Annotated in this window: 22 protein-coding genes; 11 read left to right on the forward strand and 11 right to left on the reverse strand. The window is 75.4% G+C overall.

Going from position 1 to position 23,815, the window contains the following annotated elements; all coding sequences use genetic code 11:
- Positions 1–126 precede the first annotated feature (126 nt).
- A complete protein-coding gene (locus AB8M62_RS06440; RefSeq protein WP_369069019.1) occupies positions 127–1,725 on the reverse strand; it encodes an ABC-F family ATP-binding cassette domain-containing protein in 1,599 nt (532 codons plus the stop codon).
- A gap of 97 nt (positions 1,726–1,822) precedes the next feature.
- Here AB8M62_RS06440 and AB8M62_RS06445 point away from each other — a divergent pair, with 97 nt between their 5' ends.
- The 3 genes from AB8M62_RS06445 to AB8M62_RS06455 are packed head-to-tail and all read left to right on the forward strand — an operon-like array spanning position 1,823 to position 3,952.
- The gene (locus AB8M62_RS06445; protein ID WP_369068996.1) at positions 1,823–2,476 is read left to right on the forward strand and encodes a biotin transporter BioY; all 654 of its coding nucleotides are present in this window, start codon (positions 1,823–1,825) and stop codon (positions 2,474–2,476) included.
- Positions 2,477–2,519: 43 nt separating this feature from the next.
- Positions 2,520–3,197: an energy-coupling factor ABC transporter ATP-binding protein gene (locus tag AB8M62_RS06450; protein ID WP_369068997.1), complete on the forward strand. Its 678-nt coding sequence runs from the start codon at positions 2,520–2,522 to the stop codon at positions 3,195–3,197.
- Positions 3,194–3,952, forward strand: a complete 759-nt coding sequence (locus tag AB8M62_RS06455) for an energy-coupling factor transporter transmembrane protein EcfT (RefSeq protein ID WP_369068998.1) — start codon at positions 3,194–3,196, stop codon at positions 3,950–3,952. The genes AB8M62_RS06450 and AB8M62_RS06455 overlap by 4 nt, the downstream gene beginning before the upstream one ends.
- 85 nt (positions 3,953–4,037) lie before the next feature.
- Here the strand turns inward: AB8M62_RS06455 and AB8M62_RS06460 are convergent, their stop codons facing one another.
- Genes AB8M62_RS06460 through AB8M62_RS06480 form a run of 5 tightly spaced genes read right to left on the reverse strand, consistent with a single transcriptional unit; the run spans position 4,038 to position 8,802 of the window.
- A complete protein-coding gene (locus AB8M62_RS06460) occupies positions 4,038–4,403 on the reverse strand; it encodes a metal-sulfur cluster assembly factor (RefSeq protein ID WP_369052167.1) in 366 nt (121 codons plus the stop codon).
- A gap of 34 nt (positions 4,404–4,437) precedes the next feature.
- Positions 4,438–5,199, reverse strand: a complete 762-nt coding sequence (sufC, locus tag AB8M62_RS06465; RefSeq protein WP_369052168.1) for a Fe-S cluster assembly ATPase SufC — start codon at positions 5,197–5,199, stop codon at positions 4,438–4,440.
- Entirely contained in the window at positions 5,196–6,434 is a 1,239-nt protein-coding gene (sufD, locus tag AB8M62_RS06470) for a Fe-S cluster assembly protein SufD (RefSeq protein ID WP_369052169.1), read from the reverse strand. The genes sufC and sufD overlap by 4 nt, the downstream gene beginning before the upstream one ends.
- On the reverse strand, positions 6,434–7,870 hold the full coding sequence (sufB, locus tag AB8M62_RS06475; protein WP_369068999.1) for a Fe-S cluster assembly protein SufB: 1,437 nt from the start codon (positions 7,868–7,870) through the stop codon (positions 6,434–6,436). The genes sufD and sufB overlap by 1 nt, the downstream gene beginning before the upstream one ends.
- Positions 7,867–8,802 carry a helix-turn-helix transcriptional regulator gene (locus tag AB8M62_RS06480; protein WP_369069000.1) on the reverse strand — a complete coding sequence of 312 codons (936 nt, stop codon included), beginning with the start codon at positions 8,800–8,802 and terminating at the stop codon, positions 7,867–7,869. The genes sufB and AB8M62_RS06480 overlap by 4 nt, the downstream gene beginning before the upstream one ends.
- Positions 8,803–8,913: 111 nt before the next feature.
- On the opposite strand from AB8M62_RS06480, the gene AB8M62_RS06485 reads away from it, so the two are divergent.
- From AB8M62_RS06485 to AB8M62_RS06495, 3 genes are all read left to right on the forward strand, one after another.
- Positions 8,914–9,876 (forward strand): ABC transporter ATP-binding protein, encoded by a 963-nt coding sequence (locus tag AB8M62_RS06485; protein WP_369069001.1) that lies wholly within the window; start codon positions 8,914–8,916, stop codon positions 9,874–9,876.
- Positions 9,873–10,667: an ABC transporter permease gene (locus AB8M62_RS06490; protein ID WP_373694867.1), complete on the forward strand. Its 795-nt coding sequence runs from the start codon at positions 9,873–9,875 to the stop codon at positions 10,665–10,667. Before AB8M62_RS06485 ends, AB8M62_RS06490 begins: the two co-directional genes overlap by 4 nt.
- A gap of 64 nt (positions 10,668–10,731) precedes the next feature.
- Complete coding sequence (locus AB8M62_RS06495) at positions 10,732–11,709, forward strand: COX15/CtaA family protein (RefSeq protein WP_369069002.1); 978 nt, start codon at positions 10,732–10,734, stop codon at positions 11,707–11,709.
- Positions 11,710–12,154: 445 nt separating this feature from the next.
- Here the strand turns inward: AB8M62_RS06495 and AB8M62_RS06500 are convergent, their stop codons facing one another.
- Positions 12,155–13,120 (reverse strand): heme o synthase, encoded by a 966-nt coding sequence (locus AB8M62_RS06500; RefSeq protein ID WP_369052371.1) that lies wholly within the window; start codon positions 13,118–13,120, stop codon positions 12,155–12,157.
- Positions 13,121–13,579: 459 nt separating this feature from the next.
- Between AB8M62_RS06500 and tkt the strand changes: the two genes are divergently transcribed.
- The 5 genes from tkt to pgl all read left to right on the forward strand — a co-directional run bounded on the left by tkt (position 13,580) and on the right by pgl (position 20,806).
- Positions 13,580–15,673 carry a transketolase gene (tkt, locus tag AB8M62_RS06505; RefSeq protein ID WP_369052174.1) on the forward strand — a complete coding sequence of 698 codons (2,094 nt, stop codon included), beginning with the start codon at positions 13,580–13,582 and terminating at the stop codon, positions 15,671–15,673.
- Positions 15,674–15,793: 120 nt separating this feature from the next.
- Positions 15,794–16,912, forward strand: a complete 1,119-nt coding sequence (gene tal / locus AB8M62_RS06510; RefSeq protein ID WP_369052175.1) for a transaldolase — start codon at positions 15,794–15,796, stop codon at positions 16,910–16,912.
- Positions 16,913–17,107: 195 nt separating this feature from the next.
- The gene (zwf, locus tag AB8M62_RS06515; RefSeq protein WP_369052176.1) at positions 17,108–18,649 is read left to right on the forward strand and encodes a glucose-6-phosphate dehydrogenase; all 1,542 of its coding nucleotides are present in this window, start codon (positions 17,108–17,110) and stop codon (positions 18,647–18,649) included.
- Between the two features lie 100 nt (positions 18,650–18,749).
- Positions 18,750–20,063: a glucose-6-phosphate dehydrogenase assembly protein OpcA gene (gene opcA / locus AB8M62_RS06520; protein WP_369069003.1), complete on the forward strand. Its 1,314-nt coding sequence runs from the start codon at positions 18,750–18,752 to the stop codon at positions 20,061–20,063.
- On the forward strand, positions 20,060–20,806 hold the full coding sequence (gene pgl, locus AB8M62_RS06525) for a 6-phosphogluconolactonase (RefSeq protein WP_369069004.1): 747 nt from the start codon (positions 20,060–20,062) through the stop codon (positions 20,804–20,806). The genes opcA and pgl overlap by 4 nt, the downstream gene beginning before the upstream one ends.
- Positions 20,807–20,900: 94 nt before the next feature.
- Here the strand turns inward: pgl and AB8M62_RS06530 are convergent, their stop codons facing one another.
- The 4 genes from AB8M62_RS06530 to AB8M62_RS06545 form a co-directional block, all read right to left on the reverse strand.
- Positions 20,901–21,251 carry an RNA polymerase-binding protein RbpA gene (locus AB8M62_RS06530; protein WP_369052179.1) on the reverse strand — a complete coding sequence of 117 codons (351 nt, stop codon included), beginning with the start codon at positions 21,249–21,251 and terminating at the stop codon, positions 20,901–20,903.
- Between the two features lie 28 nt (positions 21,252–21,279).
- A complete protein-coding gene (gene secG / locus AB8M62_RS06535; RefSeq protein WP_369052180.1) occupies positions 21,280–21,531 on the reverse strand; it encodes a preprotein translocase subunit SecG in 252 nt (83 codons plus the stop codon).
- Positions 21,532–21,655: 124 nt separating this feature from the next.
- Entirely contained in the window at positions 21,656–22,444 is a 789-nt protein-coding gene (tpiA, locus tag AB8M62_RS06540) for a triose-phosphate isomerase (RefSeq protein WP_369052181.1), read from the reverse strand.
- 73 nt (positions 22,445–22,517) lie between these two features.
- Positions 22,518–23,747 (reverse strand): phosphoglycerate kinase, encoded by a 1,230-nt coding sequence (locus AB8M62_RS06545; RefSeq protein ID WP_369069005.1) that lies wholly within the window; start codon positions 23,745–23,747, stop codon positions 22,518–22,520.
- Positions 23,748–23,815 lie beyond the last annotated feature (68 nt).

Raw genomic sequence — 23,815 nt, forward strand, 5'->3', positions numbered from 1 at the left:
GACCTCCCTCGTGCCGTCCGACCCGTCGTCCGGCCACGACCATGGTCACCACCACGGGCCACATCGGCCACTCGACACGTCGGACGGCCCGGCGGCGGGACCGGGAGGGCCCCGGGAGCGCGCGGCTCAGGCCAGCGCCACCAGCTCCGCGTAGTCGTCGTTCCACAGGTCCTCGACCCCGTCGGGCAGCAGCACGACGCGCTCGGGCGAGAGGGCCTCCACGGCCCCCTCGTCGTGGGTGACGAGGACGACGGCGCCCTCGTAGTGGCGCAGCGCGTCGAGGATCTCCGCACGGCTGGCCGGGTCCAGGTTGTTCGTCGGCTCGTCCAGCAGCAGCACGTTGGCGCTGGAGACGACGAGGGTGGCCAGCGCCAGGCGCGTCTTCTCCCCGCCGGACAGGACCCCGGCCGGCTTGTCGACGTCGTCGCCGGAGAAGAGGAACGAGCCCAGCACGGTGCGCACGCGCGTGTCGTCCAGGTCCGGGGAGGCCGAGCGCATGTTCTCCAGCACGGTGCGCTCGTGGTCGAGCGTCTCGTGCTCCTGCGCGTAGTAGCCGACCTTGAGGCCGTGCCCGGGCACCAGCTCGCCGGTGTCGGGGTCCTCCACCCCGCCGAGCATGCGCAGCAGCGTGGTCTTGCCGGCGCCGTTGAGGCCGAGGATCACGACCCGGCTGCCGCGGTCGATGGCCAGGTCGACGCTGGTGAAGATCTCCAGCGAGCCGTAGGACTTCGACAGGCCCTTGGCCGTCAGCGGCGTCCTCCCGCACGGGGCGGGCTTCGGGAAGCGCAGCTTGGCGACCTTGTCCTGCACGCGGGCCTCCTCCAGCCCGCTGACCAGCCGCTCGGCGCGCTTGGCCATGTTCTGCGCCGCGACCGCCTTGGTGGCCTTGGCGCGCATCTTGTCCGCCTGCGCCATGAGGGCGCCGGCCTTCTTCTCGGCGTTGGCGCGCTCGCGCTGGCGGCGCTTCTCGTCCGTGTCGCGCTGCTTGAGGTAGTTCTTCCACCCGACGTTGTAGACGTCGATGCGGGCGCGGTTCGCGTCCAGGTGGAAGACGCGGTTGACGACGACCTCGAGCAGCTCGACGTCGTGGCTGATGACGACCAGGCCGCCGCCGTACCCCTTCAGGTGCTCGCGCAGCCAGGTGATCGAGTCGGCGTCCAGGTGGTTGGTCGGCTCGTCCAGCAGCAGCGTCTCGCTGGCCGAGAACAGGATGCGGGCCAGCTCCACGCGCCGGCGCTGCCCGCCGGACAGCGTGCGCAGCGGCTGGTCCAGGACCCGCTCGGGCAGGTTGAGGTTGCTGCAGATGCGCGCGGCCTCGCTCTCGGCGGTGTAGCCGCCCAGCGCCACGAACCGCGCGTCCGCCCTGGCGTAGCGGTCCATCGCGCGCTCGCGCACCCGCTCGTCGTCGGAGGCCATCTCCTGCTCGGCGCGGCGCAGGCGGGTCAGGACGTCGTCCAGGCCGCGCGCGGACAGGATCCGGTCGCGGGCCAGGGTGTCGGGATCGCCGGCGCGCGGGTCCTGCGGCAGGTAGCCGATCTCGCCGCTGCGGGTGACGGTCCCGGCGGCCGGCTGGGTCTCGCCCGCCAGCACGCGGGTCAGGGTGGTCTTGCCCGCGCCGTTGCGGCCGACGAGGCCCACGCGGTCACCGGGCGCGACGCGGAAGTCGACGCCCTCCATGAGGAGCCGGGCACCCGCCCGCAGTTCGAGGCTGGACGCGACGATCACGAGGGCAAGCTCCAGCGGCACGTGGTGGGGGTGGGGGACACGGTGCTCCAGTCTAGGACGGCCGAGGGGGCGGCCCCGTCGGATAGGTTCGGCGCCCGTGAGCCCCCTGCTGCGCCGCGCGGCGCGCCGCGACACCAGCCCCGCCACCGGCCCCGCCTCCCCCGGTGTGCGGCGGCCCAGCTCCCCCGGCACCGACGTGGCCCTGGTGGCCGTCTTCGCCGCCCTGGTGTGCGCCCTGGCGATCACCCCGGCGCTGCAGGTCGGCGGCTCGGGCGTGCCGATCACCCTGCAGACGCTCGGGATCATGCTGTGCGGGGCCGTGCTGGGCCCCTGGCGCGGCGCGCTGGCCGTGCTGCTGTACCTGGTCCTCGGCTTCGCGGGCGCCCCCGTCTTCGCCCAGGGCGCCAGCGGCCTGGGCGTCCTGGCCGCGCCCAGCGCCGGGTTCCTGCTGGCGATGCCGCTGGCGGCGCTGGTCATCGGGGCGCTCGTGCGCGCCGGGGTGCGCGCCGCCCACCGCACCGGCCGCGGCGTCCTGGTGCCGGTGTCGCTGGTGGCCGGCTGCCTGCTCGGCGGGATCGCCGTCGTCTACGCCGGCGGGATCCCCGGCCTGGCCCTCAACGGCGCGATGCCGCTGGACGTGGCCGCCCGCCTGTCGCTGACGTTCCTGCCCGGCGACCTCGTCAAGGTCGCGCTGACGGTGCTGGTGGCCGCCCCCGTGCACCGCGCCTTCCCGCACCTGCTGGACCGCTGACCGCACCGCTGAGCCGGCGCGGGCACCCGGCCCCGGCGCACCCGTGATCCGGCTGGAGGCCGCCGCGGTCCGCGCGGGGGACCGCGTGGTGCTGCACCCGACGACGCTGGAGGTCGCCGAGCGCTCGGTGGCGCTCGTCGGCCCGAACGGCTCCGGCAAGTCGACGCTGCTGCGGCTGCTGGACGGGCTGGTGCTGCCCTCGTCGGGGACCGTCGAGGTCGACGGGCTGTCCCCGGAGACGGACCTGGCAGCGCTGCGCCGGCACGTCGGGTTCGTCTTCCCCGACCCCGACGCCCAGCTGGTGATGCCCACCGCCGTCGAGGACCTCGCGCTGTCGCTGCGCCGGGCGGGGGTGCCGCGGCGCGAGCGCGACGCCCGGGCGCGCGAGCTGCTGGCCCGGGCGGGGCTGGGCGACCACGCCGACGCCCCGGTGCGCGAGCTGTCCTCCGGGCAGCGGCAGCTGCTGGCCGTGACGGCCGTCCTGGCGGTGGGCCCGGCCGTGCTGGCCTGCGACGAGCCGACGACGCTGCTGGACCTGCGCGCCGCCCGCCGCGTGGCCGACCTGCTCCTGGCCGGCCCGGCCCGCCTCGTGCTGGCCACCCACGACCTCGCCCTGGCCGCCCGCACCGAGCGGGCCCTGTGGCTGGAGCAGGGCCGCGTGGTGGCCGACGGGCCCGCGGACGAGGTGTGCGCCGCCTACGCGGCCACCGCGGGCGCGTGAGCGGGCAGCGGCCCCGGCGGCGACCCCGGCGGCGGTCCCGGTGGCGCGCCCGGCGCCGGGGCCTGGACGCGGCCCCGAGCCTGCTGGGCCACCACGTGCCCGGCTCCTCGGCCCTGCACCGCGCCCCCGCCGGCCGCAAGCTGGCGGCCCTGGCGCTGCTGGGCGTGCTGCTGGGCGTGCTGCGGCTGGCGGTCCCCGGGCCGGCCGCCGCCGGCGGCACCCTGGTGCTGGCCGCGCTCGTCGCCGTGGTGGCCCGCCGCTGCGGGCTGCCGCGCGGCTGGGCGCTGCGCCGGGTGCGGGCGGTGTGGTGGCTGCCGCTGCTGCTGGCCGCCGCGCAGCTGTGGCTGGGCCGGCCCTGGCACGCCGTGGCCGTCCCGGCCGCGCTGGTGGCGACCCTGTGGGGCGCGGCGCTGCTGAGCGCCACCACGCCGCTGCCGGTGCTCCTGGACGCCGTGGTGCGCGCGGTGCGGCCGCTCGCACGGGTGGGCGTCGACGCCGACCGGGTGGGCCTGGCGCTCGTGCTAGTGCTGACGAGCGTGCCGGTGGTCCTGGGGCTGCTGGAGCAGTCGCGCGCCGCGGCCGCCGCCCGGGGCCTGGGCCGCGACCCCCGCGCCCTGCTCGTGCCCGCGCTGCTGCGCACCGTCGCCCACGCGCACGCGCTGGGCGAGGCGCTGGCGGCGCGGGGCCTGGACGCCCCCGGCCCGGACGAGCGGGACGAGCAGGCCGGGGAGCGCGCGGGTCCCGCCCCCGCGTGAGGGCCCCGGACGCGCGGAGGGGGCGGCCACCGGTACCGGTGGCCGCCCCCTCGGGCGGGACGTCCCGCGACGCCCCCGCGGGACCTCAGACGTTGAAGCCGAGGGCTCGCAGCTGCTCGCGGCCGTCGTCGGTGATCTTCTCCGGGCCCCACGGCGGCATCCACACCCAGTTGATGCGGTGGCCGGCCACGACGTCCACGAGGGCCTGCTGGGTCTGGTCCTCGATGACGTCGGTCAGGGGGCACGCGGCGCTCGTCAGCGTCATGTCGATCGTCGCGACGTTGTCCTCGGAGACCGACAGGCCGTAGATGAGGCCCAGGTCGACGACGTTGATGCCCAGCTCGGGGTCGACGACGTCCTTGAGGGCCTCCTCGACCTCCGCCACCGCGGCGGGGGTGGGACCGGCGGCCGGGGCGGTCGCCGGGGGTGTCGTCTCGGTCGTGTCGCTCACGGGTGGTCTCCGATCTGCTGCGCGGGTGCGCCGCTCAGGCGCGGGCGAGGAAGCGGTCGTAGCCGGTCTCCTCGAGGGACTCGGCCAGCTCCGGGCCGCCCTCCTCGGCGACCTTGCCGTCCACGAAGACGTGGACGAACTGCGGGGTGATGTACCGCAGGATGCGCGTGTAGTGCGTGATGAGCAGCACGCCGGGGTTGTTCTCCCCCGCCAGCGCCTTGTTCACGCCCTCCGAGACGACCTTCAGCGCGTCCACGTCCAGACCGGAGTCGGTCTCGTCCAGGACGGCGAACTTCGGCTTGAGCAGCTGCATCTGCAGGATCTCGTGGCGCTTCTTCTCACCGCCGGAGAAGTGCTCGTTGACGTTGCGCTCGGCGAAGGCGGAGTCCATGCGCAGGTCGTCCATCGCCTGCTTGACGTCCTTGACCCAGGTGCGCAGCTTCGGGGCCTCGCCGTCGATCGCGGTCTTGGCGGTGCGCAGGAAGTTGGACACCGTCACGCCGGGGACCTCGACGGGGTACTGCATGGCCAGGAACAGGCCAGCGCGAGCGCGCTCGTCCACGGACATCTCCAGGACGTCCTCGCCGTCCAGGGTGACCGAGCCGCCGGTGACGGTGTACTTGGGGTGCCCGGCGATCGAGTAGGCCAGCGTCGACTTGCCCGACCCGTTCGGGCCCATGATCGCGTGGACCTCGCCGGAGCGGATGGTGAGGTCCACCCCGCGCAGGATCTCCTTCACGCCGCCGTCGGCCTCGTCGACGGTCACGTGCAGGTCGCGGATCTCCAGGGTGCTCATCGGTTCTCCTCCAGCACGCTCGGTGCCACGGTCGTCGGGGCCGGGGTGCCGGCCAGTTCGGTCTCGATGGTGGCCATGAGGCGCTCGGAGATCTCCGGCACGCCGATGCGCTCGACGATGCTGGCGAAGAAGCCGCGCACCACCAGGCGGCGGGCCTCCTCCTCCGGGATGCCCCGGGCCTGCAGGTAGAACAGCTGCTCGTCGTCGAAGCGCCCGGTCGCGGAGGCGTGGCCGGCGCCGACGATCTCGCCGGTCTCGATCTCCAGGTTGGGCACGGAGTCGGCGCGGGCGCCGTCGGTGAGGACGAGGTTGCGGTTCAGCTCGTACGTCTCGGTGCCCTCGGCCGCGGCGCGGATGAGGACGTCGCCGATCCACACGGCGCGGGCGCTCTCGCCCTGCAGCGCCCCGCGGTACTCCACGTAGCTGCGGCAGTTCGGGACCTCGTGGTCGACGAACTGGCGGTGCTCCAGGTGCTGGCCGGAGTCGGCGAAGTAGACGCCCAGCGCGGTCGCGTCCCCGCCGGGGGCCGCGTAGCGCAGGTTCACCGACAGGCGCACGACCTTGCCGCCCAGGGAGACGGCGATGTGCCGCACCGTGGCGTCGCGGCCCACGACGACGTCGTGCTGGCCGCTGTGGACGGCGTCGGGCTCCCACTCCTGCAGCGACACGACGGTCAGCTGCGCGCCGTCGCCGGCGCGGACCTCCACGTTGCCGCGGTGCGCGCCCGAGCCCAGGTGGGAGAGGACGACGAGGGCGCGCGCGTGGTGGCCGGCCTCCACGACGACGTGCCCGGAGGTGGTGGCGCCCGCGGTGCCGCGGACGGTGACCACCACCGGCTCGTCCAGCTCGGCCTCGGCGGGCACGCGCACCAGGTGCGCCTCGGCCGTGGTCGCCCAGCCGGCGGCCGCGGCGCGGTCGCCGGGGACGAACCCGGTGCCCGCGCCGACCTCGGCCGGGGTGCCCGTGCGGTGCTCCACGCCCTCCGGCGCGCGCACCTCGACGGCCGGTGCCGGGCCGGCGGCCTCGGCGAACAGCGGCGCCAGGTCGCGCAGCGGGGAGAACTTCCACTCCTCCTCGCGCCCGCCGGGGACGGCGAAGTCGGCGACCTCGAAGGAGGTGCGCCGCTCGGCGCGGCTGGCGTCGGGCACCGAGCCGGCGCCGTGGCTGTGCGCCCGGGCGGTGTTCGCGGGCGAGCCCGCGGCCGGGTCGGTCCTCGTCTCGTCGACGGCGGTCATCAGCCGACGGCCCCTTCCATCTGCAGCTCGATCAGGCGGTTCAGTTCCAGCGCGTACTCCATGGGCAGCTCGCGCGCGACGGGCTCGATGAACCCGCGCACGATCATCGCCATGGCCTCGTCCTCGGCCATCCCGCGGCTCATCAGGTAGAAGAGCTGGTCGTCGCTCACCTTCGACACGGTCGCCTCGTGCCCCATGACGACGTCGTCCTCGCGGATGTCGTTGTAGGGGTACGTGTCCGAGCGGGAGATCGTGTCCACCAGCAGCGCGTCGCAGCGCACCGTGGAGGCGGAGTGGTGCGCGCCCTCCAGGACCTGGATGAGACCGCGGTAGGAGGTGCGCCCGCCGCCGCGGGCGATGGACTTGGACACGATGGAGCTGGCGGTGTGCGGGGCGGCGTGGACCATCTTGGCGCCCGCGTCCTGGTGCTGGCCCTCGCCGGCCATCGCGATGGACAGCGTCTCGCCCTTGGCGTGCTCGCCCATGAGGTAGACCGCCGGGTACTTCATCGTCACCTTGGAGCCGATGTTGCCGTCGATCCACTCCATGGTGGCGCCCTCGGCGGCCGTGGCGCGCTTGGTCACCAGGTTGTAGACGTTGTTCGACCAGTTCTGGATGGTCGTGTACCGCACGCGGGCGTTCTTCTTGACGATGATCTCCACGACCGCCGAGTGCAGCGAGTCGCTCTGGTAGATCGGCGCGGTGCAGCCCTCGACGTAGTGCACGTAGGAGCCCTCGTCGGCGATGATCAGCGTCCGCTCGAACTGGCCCATGTTCTCGGTGTTGATCCGGAAGTAGGCCTGCAGCGGGATGTCGACGTGCACGCCCGGGGGCACGTAGATGAAGGAGCCGCCCGACCACACCGCCGTGTTCAGCGAGGCGAACTTGTTGTCGCCGGCCGGGATGACGGTGCCGAAGTACTCCTTGAAGAGCTCCTCGTGCTCGCGCAGGCCCGTGTCGGTGTCGACGAAGACGACGCCCTTCTCCTCCAGGTCCTCGCGGATCTGGTGGTAGACGACCTCGGACTCGTACTGGGCGGCCACGCCCGCGATGAGGCGCTGCTTCTCCGCCTCCGGGATGCCCAGGCGGTCGTAGGTGTTCCTGATGTCCTCGGGCAGCTCGTCCCAGCTGGTGGCCTGCTTCTCCGTGGAGCGCACGAAGTACTTGATGTTGTCGAAGTTGATGCCCGACAGGTCCGAGCCCCAGTCCGGCATGGGCTTGCGGTCGAACATCTTCAGCGCCTTCAGGCGCTGGGCGAGCATCCACTCCGGCTCGGACTTCTTCGCCGAGATGTCGCGCACGACCTCCTCGGACAGCCCGCGGCGGGCGGAGGCGCCGGCGGCGTCGGAGTCGGCCCAGCCGTAGCGGTACTTGTCCAGGCCCTCCAGCTCGGGGTGCTCGACCCCGCTGGTGGTGATCTCCGGTGTGCTGGTCATCGTCGTCGTCCTTCCGTCGGCGTCGATCCCTCCGCCGGGGGGCGCGCGCTGGCGTCCCGGGGAGCGTGCTCGGGGGCGGCCGGGTGGCCGTCGGGGCGGGTCCGGGGCGGGACCCCGGGCTCCAGGTCCAGGTGCGCGTCGGGGTGCGCGCCGGGGTGGGCGGCGCGGGGGTGGGCCACGAAGGTCGTGCACACGTGGTCGCCCTGCGCCAGCGTCGCCAGGCGCTGCACGCGCGTGCCGAGCACCTGCTCGAACACCCGCGCCTCCGCCTCGCACAGCTGGGGGTAGGCCTCGGCCACCCGGCGGACCGGGCAGTGCCCCTGGCACAACTGCGTGCCCTCCGCGGGTGTTCCCTCCCCCACGGGTCGCACCGAGGCCGCGTAGCCCTGCTCGGCCAGGGCGGCCGCGAGGGCGGCCACGCGACCGGCCACGCCGTCCGCGCCGGGTCCGGCCGGTCCGCCCGGGCCGCCCGGGCCGCTGCCGTCGTGCCGTGCGAGGCGCTCGCGCACGGCGCGCGAGCGCTGCTCGGCGAAGCGGCGCGCGAAGTCCTCCACGGCGGCCCCCCCGCCCGTGCGGGCCAGGTGGTCCAGCGCCGCCAGGGCCAGGTCGTCGTAGCCGGAGGGCAGGGCGTCGTGCCCGGCGCTGGAGACCACGTACTCGCGCGCGGGGCGCCCGCGGCCGCGGCGGCGGCCCGGGGCCGCCTCGCGGGCCTCCAGGACGCCGGCGGCGGTCATGGCGTCCAGGTGGCGGCGCACGGCCGCGCCCGTCAGGCCGAGCAGCTCGGCCAGGCGGGCGGCGGTGACCGGGCCCAGCTCGGCCACGGCGGTGCGCACCCGCGTGCGGGTGCGCTCCTCGACCTCCGCCCCGCCGGCGCTCCCGCCGGGAGCCGCCGCACGAGGTGAGGCTGACCTCACCAATTCCACAACACTCATGTTACCTAATTGGCCCGGCCGCTCCCACCCGGCCCCCCGCCGGTCCACCCCGGGTCCGCTCAGCGGGCTCGGGACCGGCGGGCGCGGGGGCGGCTCGTAGACTCGGCGACCGTGGCAGTCGGCTCGACCTCCCCCGACCTGCGCGAGGTCGTCCCCCGCGGCGCGCCCGCGCTCGAGGTCGCCGACCTGCGCAAGCGCTACCAGGGCCGCCCCGTCCTGGACGGCGTCTCCTTCACCGCCGCGCGCGGGCGCGTCACCGCCCTGCTGGGCCCCAACGGGGCCGGCAAGACGACGACGGTGGCCTGCTGCGAGGGCCTGCGCCGCGCCGACAGCGGCACCGTGCGCGTGCTGGGCCTGGACCCGCACCGCGACGGCGCCGCCCTGCGCCCGCGGGTGGGCGTCCTGCTGCAGGACGGCGGGCTGCCCACCGGGGTCGGGGCGCTGGAGGCGCTGCGGCACGTGGCCGGGCTGCACGAGGCCCCCCTCGACGTCGGCGCGCTGGCCGAGCGGCTGGGGCTGACCTCCTTCGCCCGCACCCGGGTGCGCCGCCTGTCCGGCGGGCAGCGCCAGCGCCTGGCCCTGGCCTGCGCCCTCGTGGGCCGCCCGGAGCTGGTCTTCCTCGACGAGCCCAGCGCGGGCCTGGACCCGCAGGCGCGCCTGGCCGTCTGGGACGTCGTGCGCGAGGCGCGCGCGGCGGGGGTCGCGGTGCTGCTGACCACCCACCTCATGGAGGAGGCCGAGCGCCTGGCCGACACCGTGGTCGTCGTCGACCGCGGCCGGGTCGTGGCCACCGGCACCCCCGAGGAGCTGACCCGCGGTCCAGCGGCGCTGACCTTCACCGCACCGCCCGGACTGCCCGTGCGCACCCTGGCGCTGGCCCTGCCGGCCGGCGCGGAGGTCGCCGAGCCCGAGCCGGGGCGCTACGTCGTCTCCGGCGTGGCCCCCGGCCCCCAGGTCGCCGCCACCGTCACCTCCTGGTGCGCAACCCACGACGCCTGGCCCGAGGGGCTGGGCAGCCAGCGCCGCACGCTGGAGGACGTCTTCCTCGACCTGACCGGACGGAGCCTGCGGTGAGCGCGAGCGAGCAGCCCGCGGCGCCCGGCGGCCCCGCGCTGGACCTGTCCCCCGCCGGCGGGGCGGCCCCCGGGCCGCGGCGCGTGGCCCGCCAGGCCGGGCTGGAGGCGCGGATCGCGCTGCGCAACGGCGAGCAGCTGCTGCTGACCCTCGTCCTGCCCGTCATCGTCCTCGTGGCCGCCGCCCGCACGACCTCCGTGTCGCTGGGCGAGACGGCCGCCGGCCAGCGCCCGGGCCTGGCCCTGGCGGGCGTCCTGGCGCTGGCGGTGGTCTCGACGGCCTTCACCGGCCAGGCCATCGCCACCGGCTTCGACCGCCGCAACGGCGTGCTGCGGCTGCTGGCCACCACGCCGCTGGGCCGCGGCGGGCTGCTGGCGGGCAAGGTCGGCGCCGTCCTGGCCCTCGTGGCCGTGCAGGTGCTCGTGCTCGGCGCGGTCGCCGCGCTCGTCGGCTGGCGCCCCGACGCCGCGGCCGCGCTGGCCGCGCTGCCCGCCCTGCTGCTGGGCGCGGCCGCGTTCACGGCCCTGGGGCTGCTGCTGGCGGGCACCGTGCGCGCCGAGGCCACCCTGGCCGCCGCGAACTTCGCCTGGGTGCTCCTGCTGGCCGGCGGCGGGCTCGTGCTGCCCTCCCCGGTGCCGTGGCTGACGGACCTGCTGCCCTCGGGAGCGCTGGGCGAGGCGCTGCGCGCGGCCGTCACCGGGCACGCCGTGGCCGCCGGCCCGCTGCTGGTGCTGCTCGTGTGGGCGCTGGCCGCCTCCGCGGCCTGCGCCCGCTGGTTCCGGTGGGAGTGAGGTCACACCCCGCGGCGCCCGCGCGCGCGGGGGGCACCGCCCGCCCGGCGCTTAGGATCCGCTCGTGAGCGTCACCGCCGGTCGCCCCACCGCCACCGCCCCCGGCGCCGCGCGAGGCCGCGGCGGCCCGCTGACGGGCTGGTGGTCGCGCGTCCTCGCATTCAACGTCTTCGCCGAGTGCCTCATCGTCGTCACCGGCGGCCTCGTCCGGCTCACCGGCTCCGGCCTGGGCTGCCCCACCTGGCCCGAGTGCACCCCCGGCTCGTTCACCCCGACGGTCGTGCAGGCCGAGGGCTTCCACAAGTGGATCGAGTTCGGCAACCGCACCCTGACCGGGCTGGTCGGGCTGGCGGCCCTGGCCGCCCTCGTCGTCGTCTGGCGCAAGCGCCGCTGGGACCTGCTGCCCTTCGTGGGCCTGGTGCTGTTCGGCATCCTCGCCCAGGCCGTCATCGGCGGGATCACCGTGCACACGGCGCTGCACCCGGCGTTCGTCATGACGCACTTCCTCGTCTCGATGCTGCTCATCACCGCCTCGACCGTCCTGTGGATGCGCGGCAAGGAGGCCCCCGGCCCGCGGCGGCCGGTGGTGCGCCGCGACATCCGGGGCCTGGCCTGGGCCGCCGCCGTCGTGCTGGCCGCCGTCCTCGTCGTCGGCACCGTCGTCACCGGCTCCGGCCCGCACTCCGGCGACGCGGAGGAGCCGGCGCGCTTCCCGCTGGACCCGCAGTCGGTCAGCTGGCTGCACGCCGACCTCGTCATGGTCTTCGTGGGCCTGCTCGTGGGCCTCATCGTCGCGCTGCGGGTGACGGCCTCCCCGGCGCGGACCCGCCGTCTGGCCTGGCAGCTGATGGCCGCCACGCTGGCCCAGGGCGCCGTGGGCTACGCGCAGTACTTCACCGGGTTGCCGTGGGCCGTGGTGGCCGTCCACATGGCCGGTGCGTGCCTCATGGTGGTGGCGATGGCCCGCCAGCTGTGCGTGCTCACCGAGCCCGTCGTGGCCGCTCCCGCTCCCGTCGGCGAGCGCGCCGCCCAGCCCGCCTGAGACCCCGCCGCACCCCGCCGCACCCCGCCGGACCTCCCGAGGGCCCCGCACCCCGCCAGGGTGCGGGGCCCTCGGCGCGTGCGCGCCGGTCGTCGCGGGCGGGCACCCGGCCCGGTCGCGGTGCCGACGGCGCGGTGCGCCGGAGGGGTCCGGCCCGCCCGAGGTTCGCCAGGGTCTTCCGGGGGCGCCCGGTGGACCCGGACGTCTCCGGTCTTCGTTCCTCGAAGCACCGCTGGAGGTCGGCGTGGTCCGGGGCGGTCGAGCCATAGGCTATAGTATGTGAAAATCCCCTGCTGGGCACGCACCTCGGTCACCGGCCTCCCCCAGCAGCTCGTCGGCCGCCCGTCGGCTGCGCCGGTGCAGCCGGTCCCGGACGCGGAGAGCCCCGCCGGCGCGTCGCCGGCGGGGCTCTCGGTGCGGGGTCCCCCGCGGTCCGGGGAGGGGCTCAGAGGGGCAGCGCCACCCGCAGGAACGGGTCCACGGCCACCGCCGCCGACAGCAGCGTCAGGTAGGTGATGGAGCCGTGGAAGACGCCCATCGGACCGATGCGGCGCAGCTGCTCGGCCGTCCCGGCGTCGCGGCCGCCGGTCTCCCGCTCGAAGCGGCGGGCGCGTCCGTGCAGGGCCAGGGTCTGGGCCAGGAAGCCGCCGCCGAGCACCAGCGCGGCGACGCCGTAGACGAGGCCGGCCCCGCCCACGGGCACCAGCAGCAGCGAGCACAGCACCATCGCCACCGTGTAGGCGACCACCTGCCGCGTCACGGTCGTCGGGCGGGCGACCACGGGCAGCATCGGCACCCCCGCGTTGGCGTAGTCCTCGCGGTAGCGCACCGACAGCGGCCAGTAGTGCGGCGGCGTCCACAGGAAGATGACGCCGAACAGCACGAACGGCGCCCAGTCCAGCCGGCCGGTGACCGCCGTCCAGCCGATGAGGACCTGCATACAGCCGGCGACGCCGCCCCAGACGATGTTCTGCGAGGTGCGGCGCTTGAGCAGCAGCGTGTAGCCCACGACGTACAGGACGATCGCGGCGACCGCGAGGGCGGCCGACAGCGCGTTGACGAACGTCAGGAACAGGGCCACCGACCCGGCGCCGAGCGCCGCGGCGAAGACGAGCGCCTGGCGCGGGGTGACCTCGCCGGTGACCAGCGGCCGCTTGGCGGTGCGCTGCATCAGCGCGTCGATGTCGCGGTCGAAGTAGCAGTTGAGGGTGTTGGCGCAGCCGGCGGCGAGCGCACCGCCGACGAAGGTGGCGGCCACCAGCCCCAGCGGCGGCAGCCCGCCGGCGGCGAACAGCATCACCGGGACCGTCGTGATGAGCAGCAGCTCGATGATGCGCGGCTTGGTCAGCGCCACGTACGCCCGCGCGCGCGGGAACCGGGAGGGACGGCGGCGTCCGCGCCGGCGGCCCAGCGAGAGCCGCGAGTGCGCGGAGGCGTCCGAGGGACGCGGGTCGACGACAGTCACAGTGTCCTCAGGGCGAGGCGACGGCGGGCGCCTCGATGCTACGCCGCTGCTACGCCACGTCGTTGACCGGCTCGCGCCACGGGGTCGGCGCCGTCGTCGGGGAGCCCTCGGGGAGGGCCCCCGGGCACCGCGGGGACCGCCGGGACGGCGGACGAGTAGGCTCGGCTCCGCGGTGATCCGCGCGTGCTGCGCGCGGCGGGTCGCAGCGAGTGACACAGCCGAGCACGCACCCCGACGACGCGCCCGCGCCGGCACCGGCACCACGGGTGCCGCACCCCGGCAGGGGCGCGGCGGCCGGGCCGGGCCGGACGGTCGCCAGGGACGTCAGACGAGAGCGGACCACGACCGGTCCCCGCCCCGAGCCCGCGGGCGGCGGCGGTGGCTGGTTCGCACGGGAGGAGACACGTGAGCCAGCAGAGCCTCGAGTGGAGCGACCTGGACGCCCGGACGGTCGACACCGTCCGCGTGCTCGCCATGGACGCGGTGCAGCGGGCCGGCAACGGCCACCCGGGCACGGCGATGAGCCTGGCGCCCGTGGCGCACCTGCTGTTCCAGAAGATGATCCAGCACGACCCCAGCGACCCGGACTGGGTCGGCCGCGACCGGTTCGTGCTCTCCTGCGGGCACTCCAGCCTCACGCTCTACATCCAGCTGTACCTGGCCGGGTACGGCCTGGAGCTGGACGACCTCAAGGCGCTGCGCAAGTGGGGCTCCAAGACGCCGGGCCACCCCGAGCACGGGCACACCGCCGGCGTGGAGATGACGACCGGCCCGCTGGGCCAGGGCATCTCCTCCGCGGTCGGGATGGCGATGGCCGCCCGCCGCGAGCGGGGCCTGTTCGACCCCGACGCCGCCCCCGGCACCAGCCCGTTCGACCACACCATCTGGGTGCTGGCCTCCGACGGCGACATCCAGGAGGGCGTCTCCAGCGAGGCCTCGGCCATCGCCGGCGTGCAGGAGCTGGGCAACCTGGTCGTCGTCTACGACGCCAACCACATCTCCATCGAGGACGACACGGCGATCGCGCTGGCCGAGGACACCGGCAAGCGGTACGAGGCCTACGGCTGGCACGTGCAGACGCTGGACTGGACCAACGGCGGCGAGGGCCCCTACACCGAGGACGTGCAGGGCCTGCACGCCGCGCTGGAGGCCGCGAAGGCCGAGACGGGCAAGCCGTCCATCGTCATCCTGCGCACCACGATCGCCTGGCCGGCGCCGAACCTGCAGAACACCGGCAAGTCGCACGGCTCCGCCCTGGGCGAGGACGAGGTCCGCGCCACCAAGCAGGTCATGGGCTTCGACCCCGAGCGCGCCTTCCAGGTGGACGACGACGTGCTGGCGCACGCCCGCCAGGCCCGCGACCGCGGCCGCGCCGCGCACGAGGCGTGGCAGGCCCGCTTCGAGGAGTGGCGCAAGAGCGCCGGCGAGCGCGCCGCGCTCTTCGACCGCATGTCCACCCGCACGCTGCCCGAGGGCTGGACGTCGGCGCTGCCGGAGTTCGAGGCCGGCAAGGCCGTGGCCACCCGCAAGGCCTCCGGCGAGGTCCTCAACGCGCTGGCCTCCACGCTGCCGGAGCTGTGGGGCGGCTCGGCGGACCTGGCCGAGTCGAACCTGACGTCGATGAAGGGCGAGCCGTCCTTCCTGCCGGAGTCCCGCACCACGAAGACCTGGGACGGCAACCCGTACGGGCGCACCCTGCACTTCGGGATCCGCGAGCACGCGATGGGCTCGATCCTCAACGGCATCGCGCTGCACGGCGGCACCCGCCCCTACGGCGGCACCTTCCTCGTCTTCAGCGACTACATGCGCCCGGCCGTGCGGCTGGCCTCGATCATGCGCCTGCCGGTGACGTTCGTGTGGACGCACGACTCCATCGGCCTGGGCGAGGACGGCCCCACGCACCAGCCGGTCGAGCACCTGGCCTCGCTGCGCGCGATCCCGGGCCTGGACGTCGTCCGCCCGGCCGACGCCAACGAGACCGCCTGGGCGTGGCGCACGATCCTGGAGACGACCGACCGCCCGGCGGGCATCGCGCTCTCGCGCCAGAACCTGCCGACGTTCGACCGCTCCCAGCCGCGCTGGGGCGCGGCCGAGGGCGTGGCCAGGGGCGGGTACGTGCTCGTGGAGGCCTCGGCCGCCACGCCGCAGGTCATCCTCATCGGCACCGGCTCCGAGGTGCAGATCGCCGTGGCCGCCGCGGAGAAGCTCGAGGAGCAGGGCGTGCCCACCCGCGTGGTCTCGCTGCCGTGCCGCGAGTGGTTCGACGCCCAGCCGCAGTCGTACCGCGACACCGTCCTGCTGCCGCAGGTCAAGGCGCGCGTGTCGGTCGAGGCGGGCATCGCGCAGGGCTGGCACGACCTGGTCGGCGACGCCGGCCGCACCGTGAGCATCGAGCACTTCGGCGCCTCGGCGGACTACCAGGACCTGTACCGGGAGTTCGGCCTGACGGACGAGGTCGTCGTGACCGCCGCGAAGGAGAGCCTCGCGGGCCTGTCCTGAGGCCCGTGCGGGGGCGGGCGCCGCGACGGGCCCGCCCCCGCCACCCCGGCGCAGCGCGCCGGTGCACGCTCCGGGTGCCGTCCGCCGGCACCCGCCCGGACGAACGACGGAGGAGAACCCATGACCAACCTCGACGACCTGCAGCAGCACGGCGTGTCCGTGTGGCTGGACGACCTGTCGCGCGAGCTGACCGACTCCGGTGAGCTGCAGCGCCTGGTGGACGCCGGCGTGCTCGGCGTGACGTCGAACCCGACGATCTTCGCCAGCGCGCTGGCGAAGGGCGACGCCTACACCGAGCAGGTGCGCGAGCTGGTGCGCGCCGGCGCGGACACCGAGGAGGCGGTCTTCCAGATCACCACCGAGGACGTGCGCCGCGCCTGCGACGTGCTGAAGCCGGTCTACGACCGCACCGGGGGCCTGGACGGCCGCGTCTCCCTCGAGGTCGACCCCCGCATGGCCCGCGACACCGCCGCCACCGAGGCCTCGGCCCGCCAGCTGTGGCAGGCCGTGGACCGCGAGAACCTCTACATCAAGATCCCCGCGACGGTGGAGGGCCTGCCGGCCATCAGCACCGCGCTGTCCGAGGGCATCAGCGTCAACGTGACGCTGATCTTCTCCCTGGACCGCTACCGCGCCGTCATGCAGGCGTTCCTGACCGGCCTGGAGCAGGCCCGGCAGAACGGGCACGACCTGTCGCGCATCGCCAGCGTCGCCTCGTTCTTCGTCTCGCGCGTGGACAGCGAGGTCGACAAGCGCCTCGACGCGCTGGAGGGCGACGAGGCCCGCGCGCTGCGCAGCAAGGCCGGCCTGGCCAACGCCCGGCTTGCCTACCAGGCCTACGAGGAGGTCTTCGCGACCCCGCGCTGGCAGGTGCTCGCCGAGGCCGGTGCCCGCCCGCAGCGGCCGCTGTGGGCCTCCACCGGCGTCAAGGACCCGAACCTGCCCGACACGCTGTACGTGACGGAGCTGGTCGCCCCGGGCACCGTGAACACCATGCCCGGCAAGACCCTGGACGCGACGATCGACCACGCCGAGGTCTCCGGCGACACGGTCCGCGGCCGCTACGGGGAGGCCCAGCAGGTCCTGGACGACCTCGAGCGCCTCGGTGTCAGCTACACGGAGGTCACCGACCTGCTGGAGCGCGAGGGCGTCGACAAGTTCGAGAAGAGCTGGGGCGAGCTGCTGCAGACCGTCACCGACGAGCTGGAGCGGGTGCGCACCCAGACCGAGGGCCAGTGAGGCCCCCGGGCCGCTGAGCCCACGCCGCCGCCGGGCCCCGCGCCCGGCGGCGGCCCCCCGGCCGGGTCGCGTCCCGGCCGGGCGACCGACCCCGTGCCGCCCCGCGCGCACCCCGAGCACGAGAGATGCGAGCGTGCGCTCGACACCGACGGACCACCAGGAGCGTCACCCGGTGCTGCACGGGGAGGTGGCCGCGTGAGCCCCACCCGCGTCGCCCGCGGCGAGAACCCGCTGCGCGACCCCAGCGACCGGCGCCTGCCGCGCATCGCCGGTCCGTGCGGCCTCGTGATGTTCGGCGTCACCGGCGACCTGGCCCGCAAGAAGCTCATGCCGGCCATCTACGACCTGGCCAACCGCGGTCTGCTGCCGCCCGGCTTCGCGCTGACCGGCTTCGCCCGCCGCGACTGGGCCGACCAGGACTTCGGCAAGGTCGTCTACGACGCGGTGCGCCAGCACGCGCGCACGCCCTTCCGCGAGTCGGTGTGGGCGCAGCTGGCCGAGGGCTTCCGCTTCGTGCCCGGCGACTTCGACGACGACGCGGCCTTCGACCAGCTGGCCTCCACGGTCGCCGACCTGGACCGCGTGCGCGGCACGGGCGGCAACCACGCCTTCTACATGTCGATCCCGCCGCGCTTCTTCCCCGTGGTCGCCAAGCAGCTGGCCCGCTCCGGCCTGTCGGCCCAGCACGGCGACCAGTGGCGCCGCGTGGTCATCGAGAAGCCCTTCGGCCACGACCTGAAGTCCGCCCGCGAGCTCAACGACGTCGTCGAGCAGGTCTTCCCGCCGGACTCGGTGTTCCGCATCGACCACTACCTGGGCAAGGAGACGGTCCAGAACATCCTGGCGCTGCGCTTCGCCAACCAGATGTTCGAGCCGCTGTGGAACGCCAACCACGTCGACCACGTGCAGATCACGATGGCCGAGGACATCGGCATCGGCGGCCGCGCCGGCTACTACGACGGCATCGGCGCCGCCCGCGACGTCATCCAGAACCACCTGCTGCAGCTGCTGGCGCTGACCGCCATGGAGGAGCCGGTCTCCTTCGAGGCCGCCGACCTGCGCGCCGAGAAGGCCAAGGTCCTCTCGGCGGTGCGCCTGCCCAAGGACCTGGCGCGCAGCACCGCGCGCGGGCAGTACGCCGCCGGCTGGCAGGGCTCCGAGCTCGTCAAGGGCTACCTGGACGAGGACGGCATCTCCCCCGACAGCACCACCGAGACGTTCGCCGCCATCGAGCTGGAGATCGACACCCGCCGCTGGGCCGGGGTGCCGTTCTACCTGCGCGCCGGCAAGCGCCTGGGCCGGCGCGTCACCGAGATCGCGGTCGTCTTCAAGCGCGCCCCGCACCTGCCGTTCGAGTCCACCGCCACCGAGGAGCTCGGGCAGAACGCGCTCGTGGTGCGCGTGCAGCCCGACGAGGGCGTGACCCTGCGCTTCGGCTCCAAGGTGCCCGGCACGGCGATGGAGGTGCGCGACGTCACGATGGACTTCGGGTACGGCCACGCCTTCACCGAGTCCAGCCCGGAGGCCTACGAGCGCCTCATCCTCGACGTCCTGCTGGGCGACCCGCCGCTGTTCCCCCGGCACGAGGAGGTCGAGCTGTCGTGGAAGATCCTCGACCCGATCACCGCGTTCTGGGCCCGCAACGGCCAGCCGGAGCCGTACGACTCCGGCACGTGGGGCCCCGCGTCGGCCACCGAGATGCTGGCCCGCACGGGCCGCGCCTGGCGGCGCCCGTGAGCGGCCCCGCCCGCCGGCCCGCCGCGCCCCCCGTGCGCGCCGCCCGGCGGCGCGCGGTGACGACCCCCAGCCCGACGACCTGCACGCGGGAGCCAGCAGCATGATCATCGACCTGCCGAGCACGTCCACCAGCGCCATCAACAAGGCGCTGGTCGACCTGCGCGACTCCGGCGGCGCCGTGGCGCTGGGCCGGGTCCTCACCCTCGTCGTCGTCACCGACGACGCGCACGCCGAGGACGCCATCCAGGCCGCGAACGAGGCCAGCCGCGAGCACCCGTGCCGCGTGCTGGTCCTGGCCCGCGGCAACAAGCGCGGTGTGGCGCGCCTGGACGCGCAGATCCGCGTCGGCGGCGACGCGGGCGCCAGCGAGGTCGTCGTGCTGCGCGCGTACGGCCCGCTCGTCGAGCACGGCCAGACCACCGTCGTCTCCCTGCTGCTGCCGGACGCGCCGATCGTGGCGTGGTGGGTCGGCGCGGCGCCGGAGGACCTGCGCACCGACCCGATCGGGCGCATCGCCCAGCGGCGCATCACCGACTCCGCGGAGGTGTCCAACCCCGCGAAGGCGCTGGAGCAGCGGCGGGCCTCCTACCGGGCCGGTGACACCGACTTCGCGTGGACGCGCCTGACGAACTGGCGGGCCCTGCTGGCCGCGGCGCTGGACCAGCCCCCGTACGAGCCCGTCACGGCCGTCACCGTGGCCGGTGCGCCCGACAGCCCGAGCACCGAGCTGCTGGCGGCGTGGCTGGCCGTCAAGCTCAAGGCGCCCGTGGTGCGGGTGCGCACCAAGCGCGGCACCGGCGTGCAGAGCGTGCGCCTGGAGCGCAAGTCCGGGGCGGTCGAGCTGGTGCGCCCCGACCAGAACGTCGCCACGCTGACCCAGCCGGGCCAGCCGGACCGGCGCATCGCGCTCGCGCGCCGGCCCGTGCGCGACTGCCTGACCGAGGAGCTGCGCCGCCTCGACCCGGACGACGTGTACGGCGAGACCCTCGTGCAGGGGCTGCCGCTCATCGGCACCTCGACGGTGACCGTGCGCGCCGCCCAGGCCGCCGGGAAGCTGTCCCCGCCGGACCGGGCCGCCCGCGGGCAGGCCGACGCCGAAGCCCAGGCCGCCCGCACGTCGCGCGCGATGAAGCGGGCCCGCCCGGAGGGGACGACGCAGCGCTCGCGCAGCGCGGCCGTGCCCGCCGCCGAGGAGACCGAGCAGGCGCCCGCGCCGGCGAAGAAGGCCGCGGCGAAGAAGACCGCGGCGAGGACGTCGGCGGCGAGGGGCACCGCGGCGAAGGCCGCTCCGGCGAAGGCCGCTCCGGCGAAGGAGGCCGCCGCGAAGGGGACCGCGGCCAGGGGCACCGCGAAGAGCACCGCGAAGAGCGCTGCCAAGAGCGCTGCGAAGAGCACCGCGGGGTCGCGGGCGTGAGCGGCGACCGGCTGGTCGTCGTGCACCCCGACGCCGACGTGCTCGCGCACGCGACGGCGGGGCGCCTGCTGGCCGCCGTCACCGACGCCCAGGCGCGCCGGGGCACGGCGCACGTGTCGCTGACCGGCGGCACGGTGGGCGTGAAGACGCTCGCCGCGGTGGCCTCCTCCCCCGCCCGCGACGCCGTCGACTGGTCGCGGGTGCACCTGTGGTGGAGCGACGAGCGGTTCCTGCCCGCCGGGGACCCCGAGCGCAACGCCACCCAGGCGCAGGACGCCCTGCTGCGGCACCTGCCGCTGCCGGACGCCCACGTGCACCTGCCACCGGCCGCGGACGGGCCGGACGGGGACGACCTGGACGCCGCCGCCGCCCGCTACGCCGCCGAGCTGGCCGCGCACGCCGGCGGGGCCGAGGTCCCCGCCTTCGACGTCCTGCTGCTGGGCATGGGACCGGACGGGCACGTGGCTTCGCTGTTCCCGCACCACCCCGGCCTGGGCCGCGACGAGTCCAGCGTGGTCGGGGTGCGCGAGTCGCCCAAGCCGCCGCCGCTGCGCGTGTCCTTCACCTTCGGCGCCCTCGCCCGGGCCCGGCAGGTGTGGGTGGTGGCCGCCGGCGCCGAGAAGGCTCCCGCGGTGGCCCGCGGGGTCGGCGGCGACGACGTGGCAGCCACCCCGGCCGCCGGGGTGCGCGGCACCGACGCCACGCTGTGGCTGGTCGACCGGGCGGCGGCCGCCGACCTCTGAGCCGCTGACCAGCGGTCCCCGCACGACGACGAGAGCCCCCTCCCGGTGTCCCGGGAGGGGGCTCTCGTCGAGGCCGGCGGACCGGCCCGGGGTGTCAGCGGATGAGGCCGCGGGCGCGCAGCCCGGCGAGGGCCTCGTTGAGGATGGCCTCGCCGTCGGCGTCGCTGCGCCGCTCCTTCACGTACGCCAGGTGCGTCTTGTACGGCTCGTTGCGCGGCGGGGCCGGCGGGTTCGCGCGGTCGGTGCCGGCGGGGAAGCCGCAGCGCGGGCAGTCCCACGTCTCGGGCGGCTCGACCCCCGACTCCTCGGCGAAGCTGGGGCGCGTCTCGTGCCCGTTCGCGCACCAGTAGGAGATGCGGACGCGGGGCGCGGTGTCGCCCCGCTCCGCCTCGCCCATGGGGCCCGCGCCGACACGGCTGCCGCGGATGGCGTTGCCACCTGCCACGAGGAGATCCTCCCTGCCTGTCCTGGTCTCAGAACTCGTTGGTGAAGCGCTCGACCAGGCCGAGCAGCACGATGGACGCGGCCCAGGTCAGGGCCATGACGACGGTGAACCTGTTGAGGTTGCGCTCCGCCATGCTCGACCCCGACAGGGACGTGGTCACGCCGCCGCCGAACATGTCCGACAGGCCGCCGCCCTTGCCCTTGTGGAGGAGGATCAGCAGGACCAGGAAGAGGCTCGTCAGGGCGAGCACCACCTGGAGCACGATGCGCAGAGCGGTCACGCGGATCCTTCTCGTCTCCGGCCGCACCCGGTCGGGCGCGGCGCTGTCAGGGCGTCCCCAGGGTACGTCACCCGAAGGGCGGACCGGGGCGTCCGCCGCTCGTCGGACCTGATCACCGCCGGTGTCAGGCCGGGTGCTCGCGGTAGCGCACGATCGCGGCGAAGTCCCCCGCGTCGGTGCTCGCCCCGCCGACGAGGGCGCCGTCCACGTCGGGCTGCGCCATGATCGAGGCGATGTTGGCGGGCTTGACGCTGCCGCCGTACAGGATCCGCACCGCCGCGGCGGTGTCGGCGTCGAACTGCCCGGCCACCGCGGCGCGCAGCGCCCCGCAGACCTCCTGGGCGTCCTCGGGGGTGGCGACCTCGCCGGTGCCGATGGCCCACACCGGCTCGTAGGCCAGGACCAGCCCGGCGACCTGCGCGGGCTGCAGGCCCTCCAGGGCCGCGGTCACCTGCCCGACGGTGTGCCCGACGTGCTCACCGGCCCGGCGCACCTCCAGGGGCTCGCCGACGCACACGATCGGCACGAGGCCGTGCTCGAGCGCCTTGGCGGTCTTGGCGCGCACCAGCGCGTCGTCCTCGCCGTGGTCCTGCCGGCGCTCGGAGTGCCCGACCGCGACGTAGCGCACGCCCAGCTTGGTGAGCATGGCCGCCGAGACCTCGCCCGTGTGGGCGCCGGACTCGTGCGCGGAGACGTCCTGCGCGCCCAGCGCGATCGGCAGCCTGTCGCCCTCGATCAGCGTCTGCACGGTGCGCAGGCTGGTGAAGGGCGGCAGCACGGCGACCTCGACGGCCGCGTGGTCGTGCTTGGCGTCCTTCAGCGTCCAGTCCAGCTTCTGCACCAGCAGGGTGCCCTGCTGGTGGTCCAGGACCATCTTCCAGTTCCCGGCGATCAGCGGGGTGCGGGTGCTCACGAGCGGCTCCAGGTGGTCGGGGCGGTCGGGGCGGTCACGGGGCGGGTGCCGGGGCCGGCCGGCGGGGCGGGGCTCACTCCTCCAGGACGTCCAGACCGGGCAGGTGCTTGCCCTCGAGGAACTCCAGGCTCGCGCCGCCGCCGGTGGAGATGTGCCCGAAGGCGTCGTCGGGGAAGCCGAGCGTGCGCACGGCCGCGGCCGAGTCGCCGCCGCCGACGACGCTGAACGCCGGCGAGCCGGCCAGGGCCTGCGCCACCGCGCGCGTGCCGTGCGAGTACGGCTCCATCTCGAACACGCCCATCGGGCCGTTCCAGAAGACGGTGCGGGCGTCGGCCAGGTGCCGGGCGAAGGCCGCCGAGGACTCCGGGCCGATGTCCAGGCCCAGGCGGTCGGCGGGGATGGCGTCCGCGGGCACCACGCCGTGCTCGGCGTCGGCGGAGAACTCCGCCGCCGCCACCACATCGGTGGGCAGGACCACCTCGACGCCCTTGGCGCGGGCGGTCTCCACGTAGCGGGTCACCGTGTCGAGCTGGTCGGCCTCCAGCAGCGAGCGCCCCACCTCGTGCCCGGCCGCCTTGAGGAAGGTGAAGACCATGCCGCCGCCGACGAGCAGGCGGTCGCCGGAGGTCAGCAGCGAGCCGAGGAGGTTGTCGATGACGCCGAGCTTGTCGGAGACCTTCGAGCCGCCCAGGACGACGGCGTAGGGACGCTCCGGCTCGCTGGTCAGCCGGCGCAGCACCGCCACCTCGGAGGCGACCAGCCCGCCCGCGGCGTGCGGCAGGCGCCGGGCCACGTCGTAGACGCTGGCGTGCTTGCGGTGCACCGCGCCGAACCCGTCGGAGACGTAGGCGTCGGCCAGGCGGGCCAGCTCGTCGGCGAACGCGCCGCGCTCGCCGTCGTCCTTGGACGTCTCACCCGGGTTGAAGCGCAGGTTCTCCAGCAGCAGCAGCGAGCCGTCGGCCAGGTCCTCGACGGCCGCCGCGGCGCGCGGGCCGACGGTCTCCTCGCAGAAGGACACGTCGACGCCGTCCAGCAGCTCGGCGAGCCGCGCGTGCACGGGGGCCAGGGAGTACTTCGCCTCCGGCGCGCCCTTCGGCCGGCCCAGGTGGGCCACGACGACGACGCGGGCGCCGGCGTCCAGCAGGCGGCGCAGCGTGGGCACCGAGGCCCGCACGCGACCGTCGTCGGTGATGCGGGGGGCCTCGCCGGAGTGGTCCAGCGGGACGTTGAGGTCGCTGCGGACGAGGACGCGGCGGCCGGCCAGCCCGTCCAGGCGCGCTTCGAGGTCGTCGATGGTGAGCACGGTTCCTCCGCGGTCGGTGGGCGGGGCGGACGCGCGAGCGCCGGGACCGGTGCGCGCGGCACCGGCCC

This window comes from Kineococcus terrestris (assembly GCF_041020755.1).
Taxonomy (GTDB): Bacteria; Actinomycetota; Actinomycetes; order Actinomycetales; family Kineococcaceae; genus Kineococcus; species Kineococcus terrestris.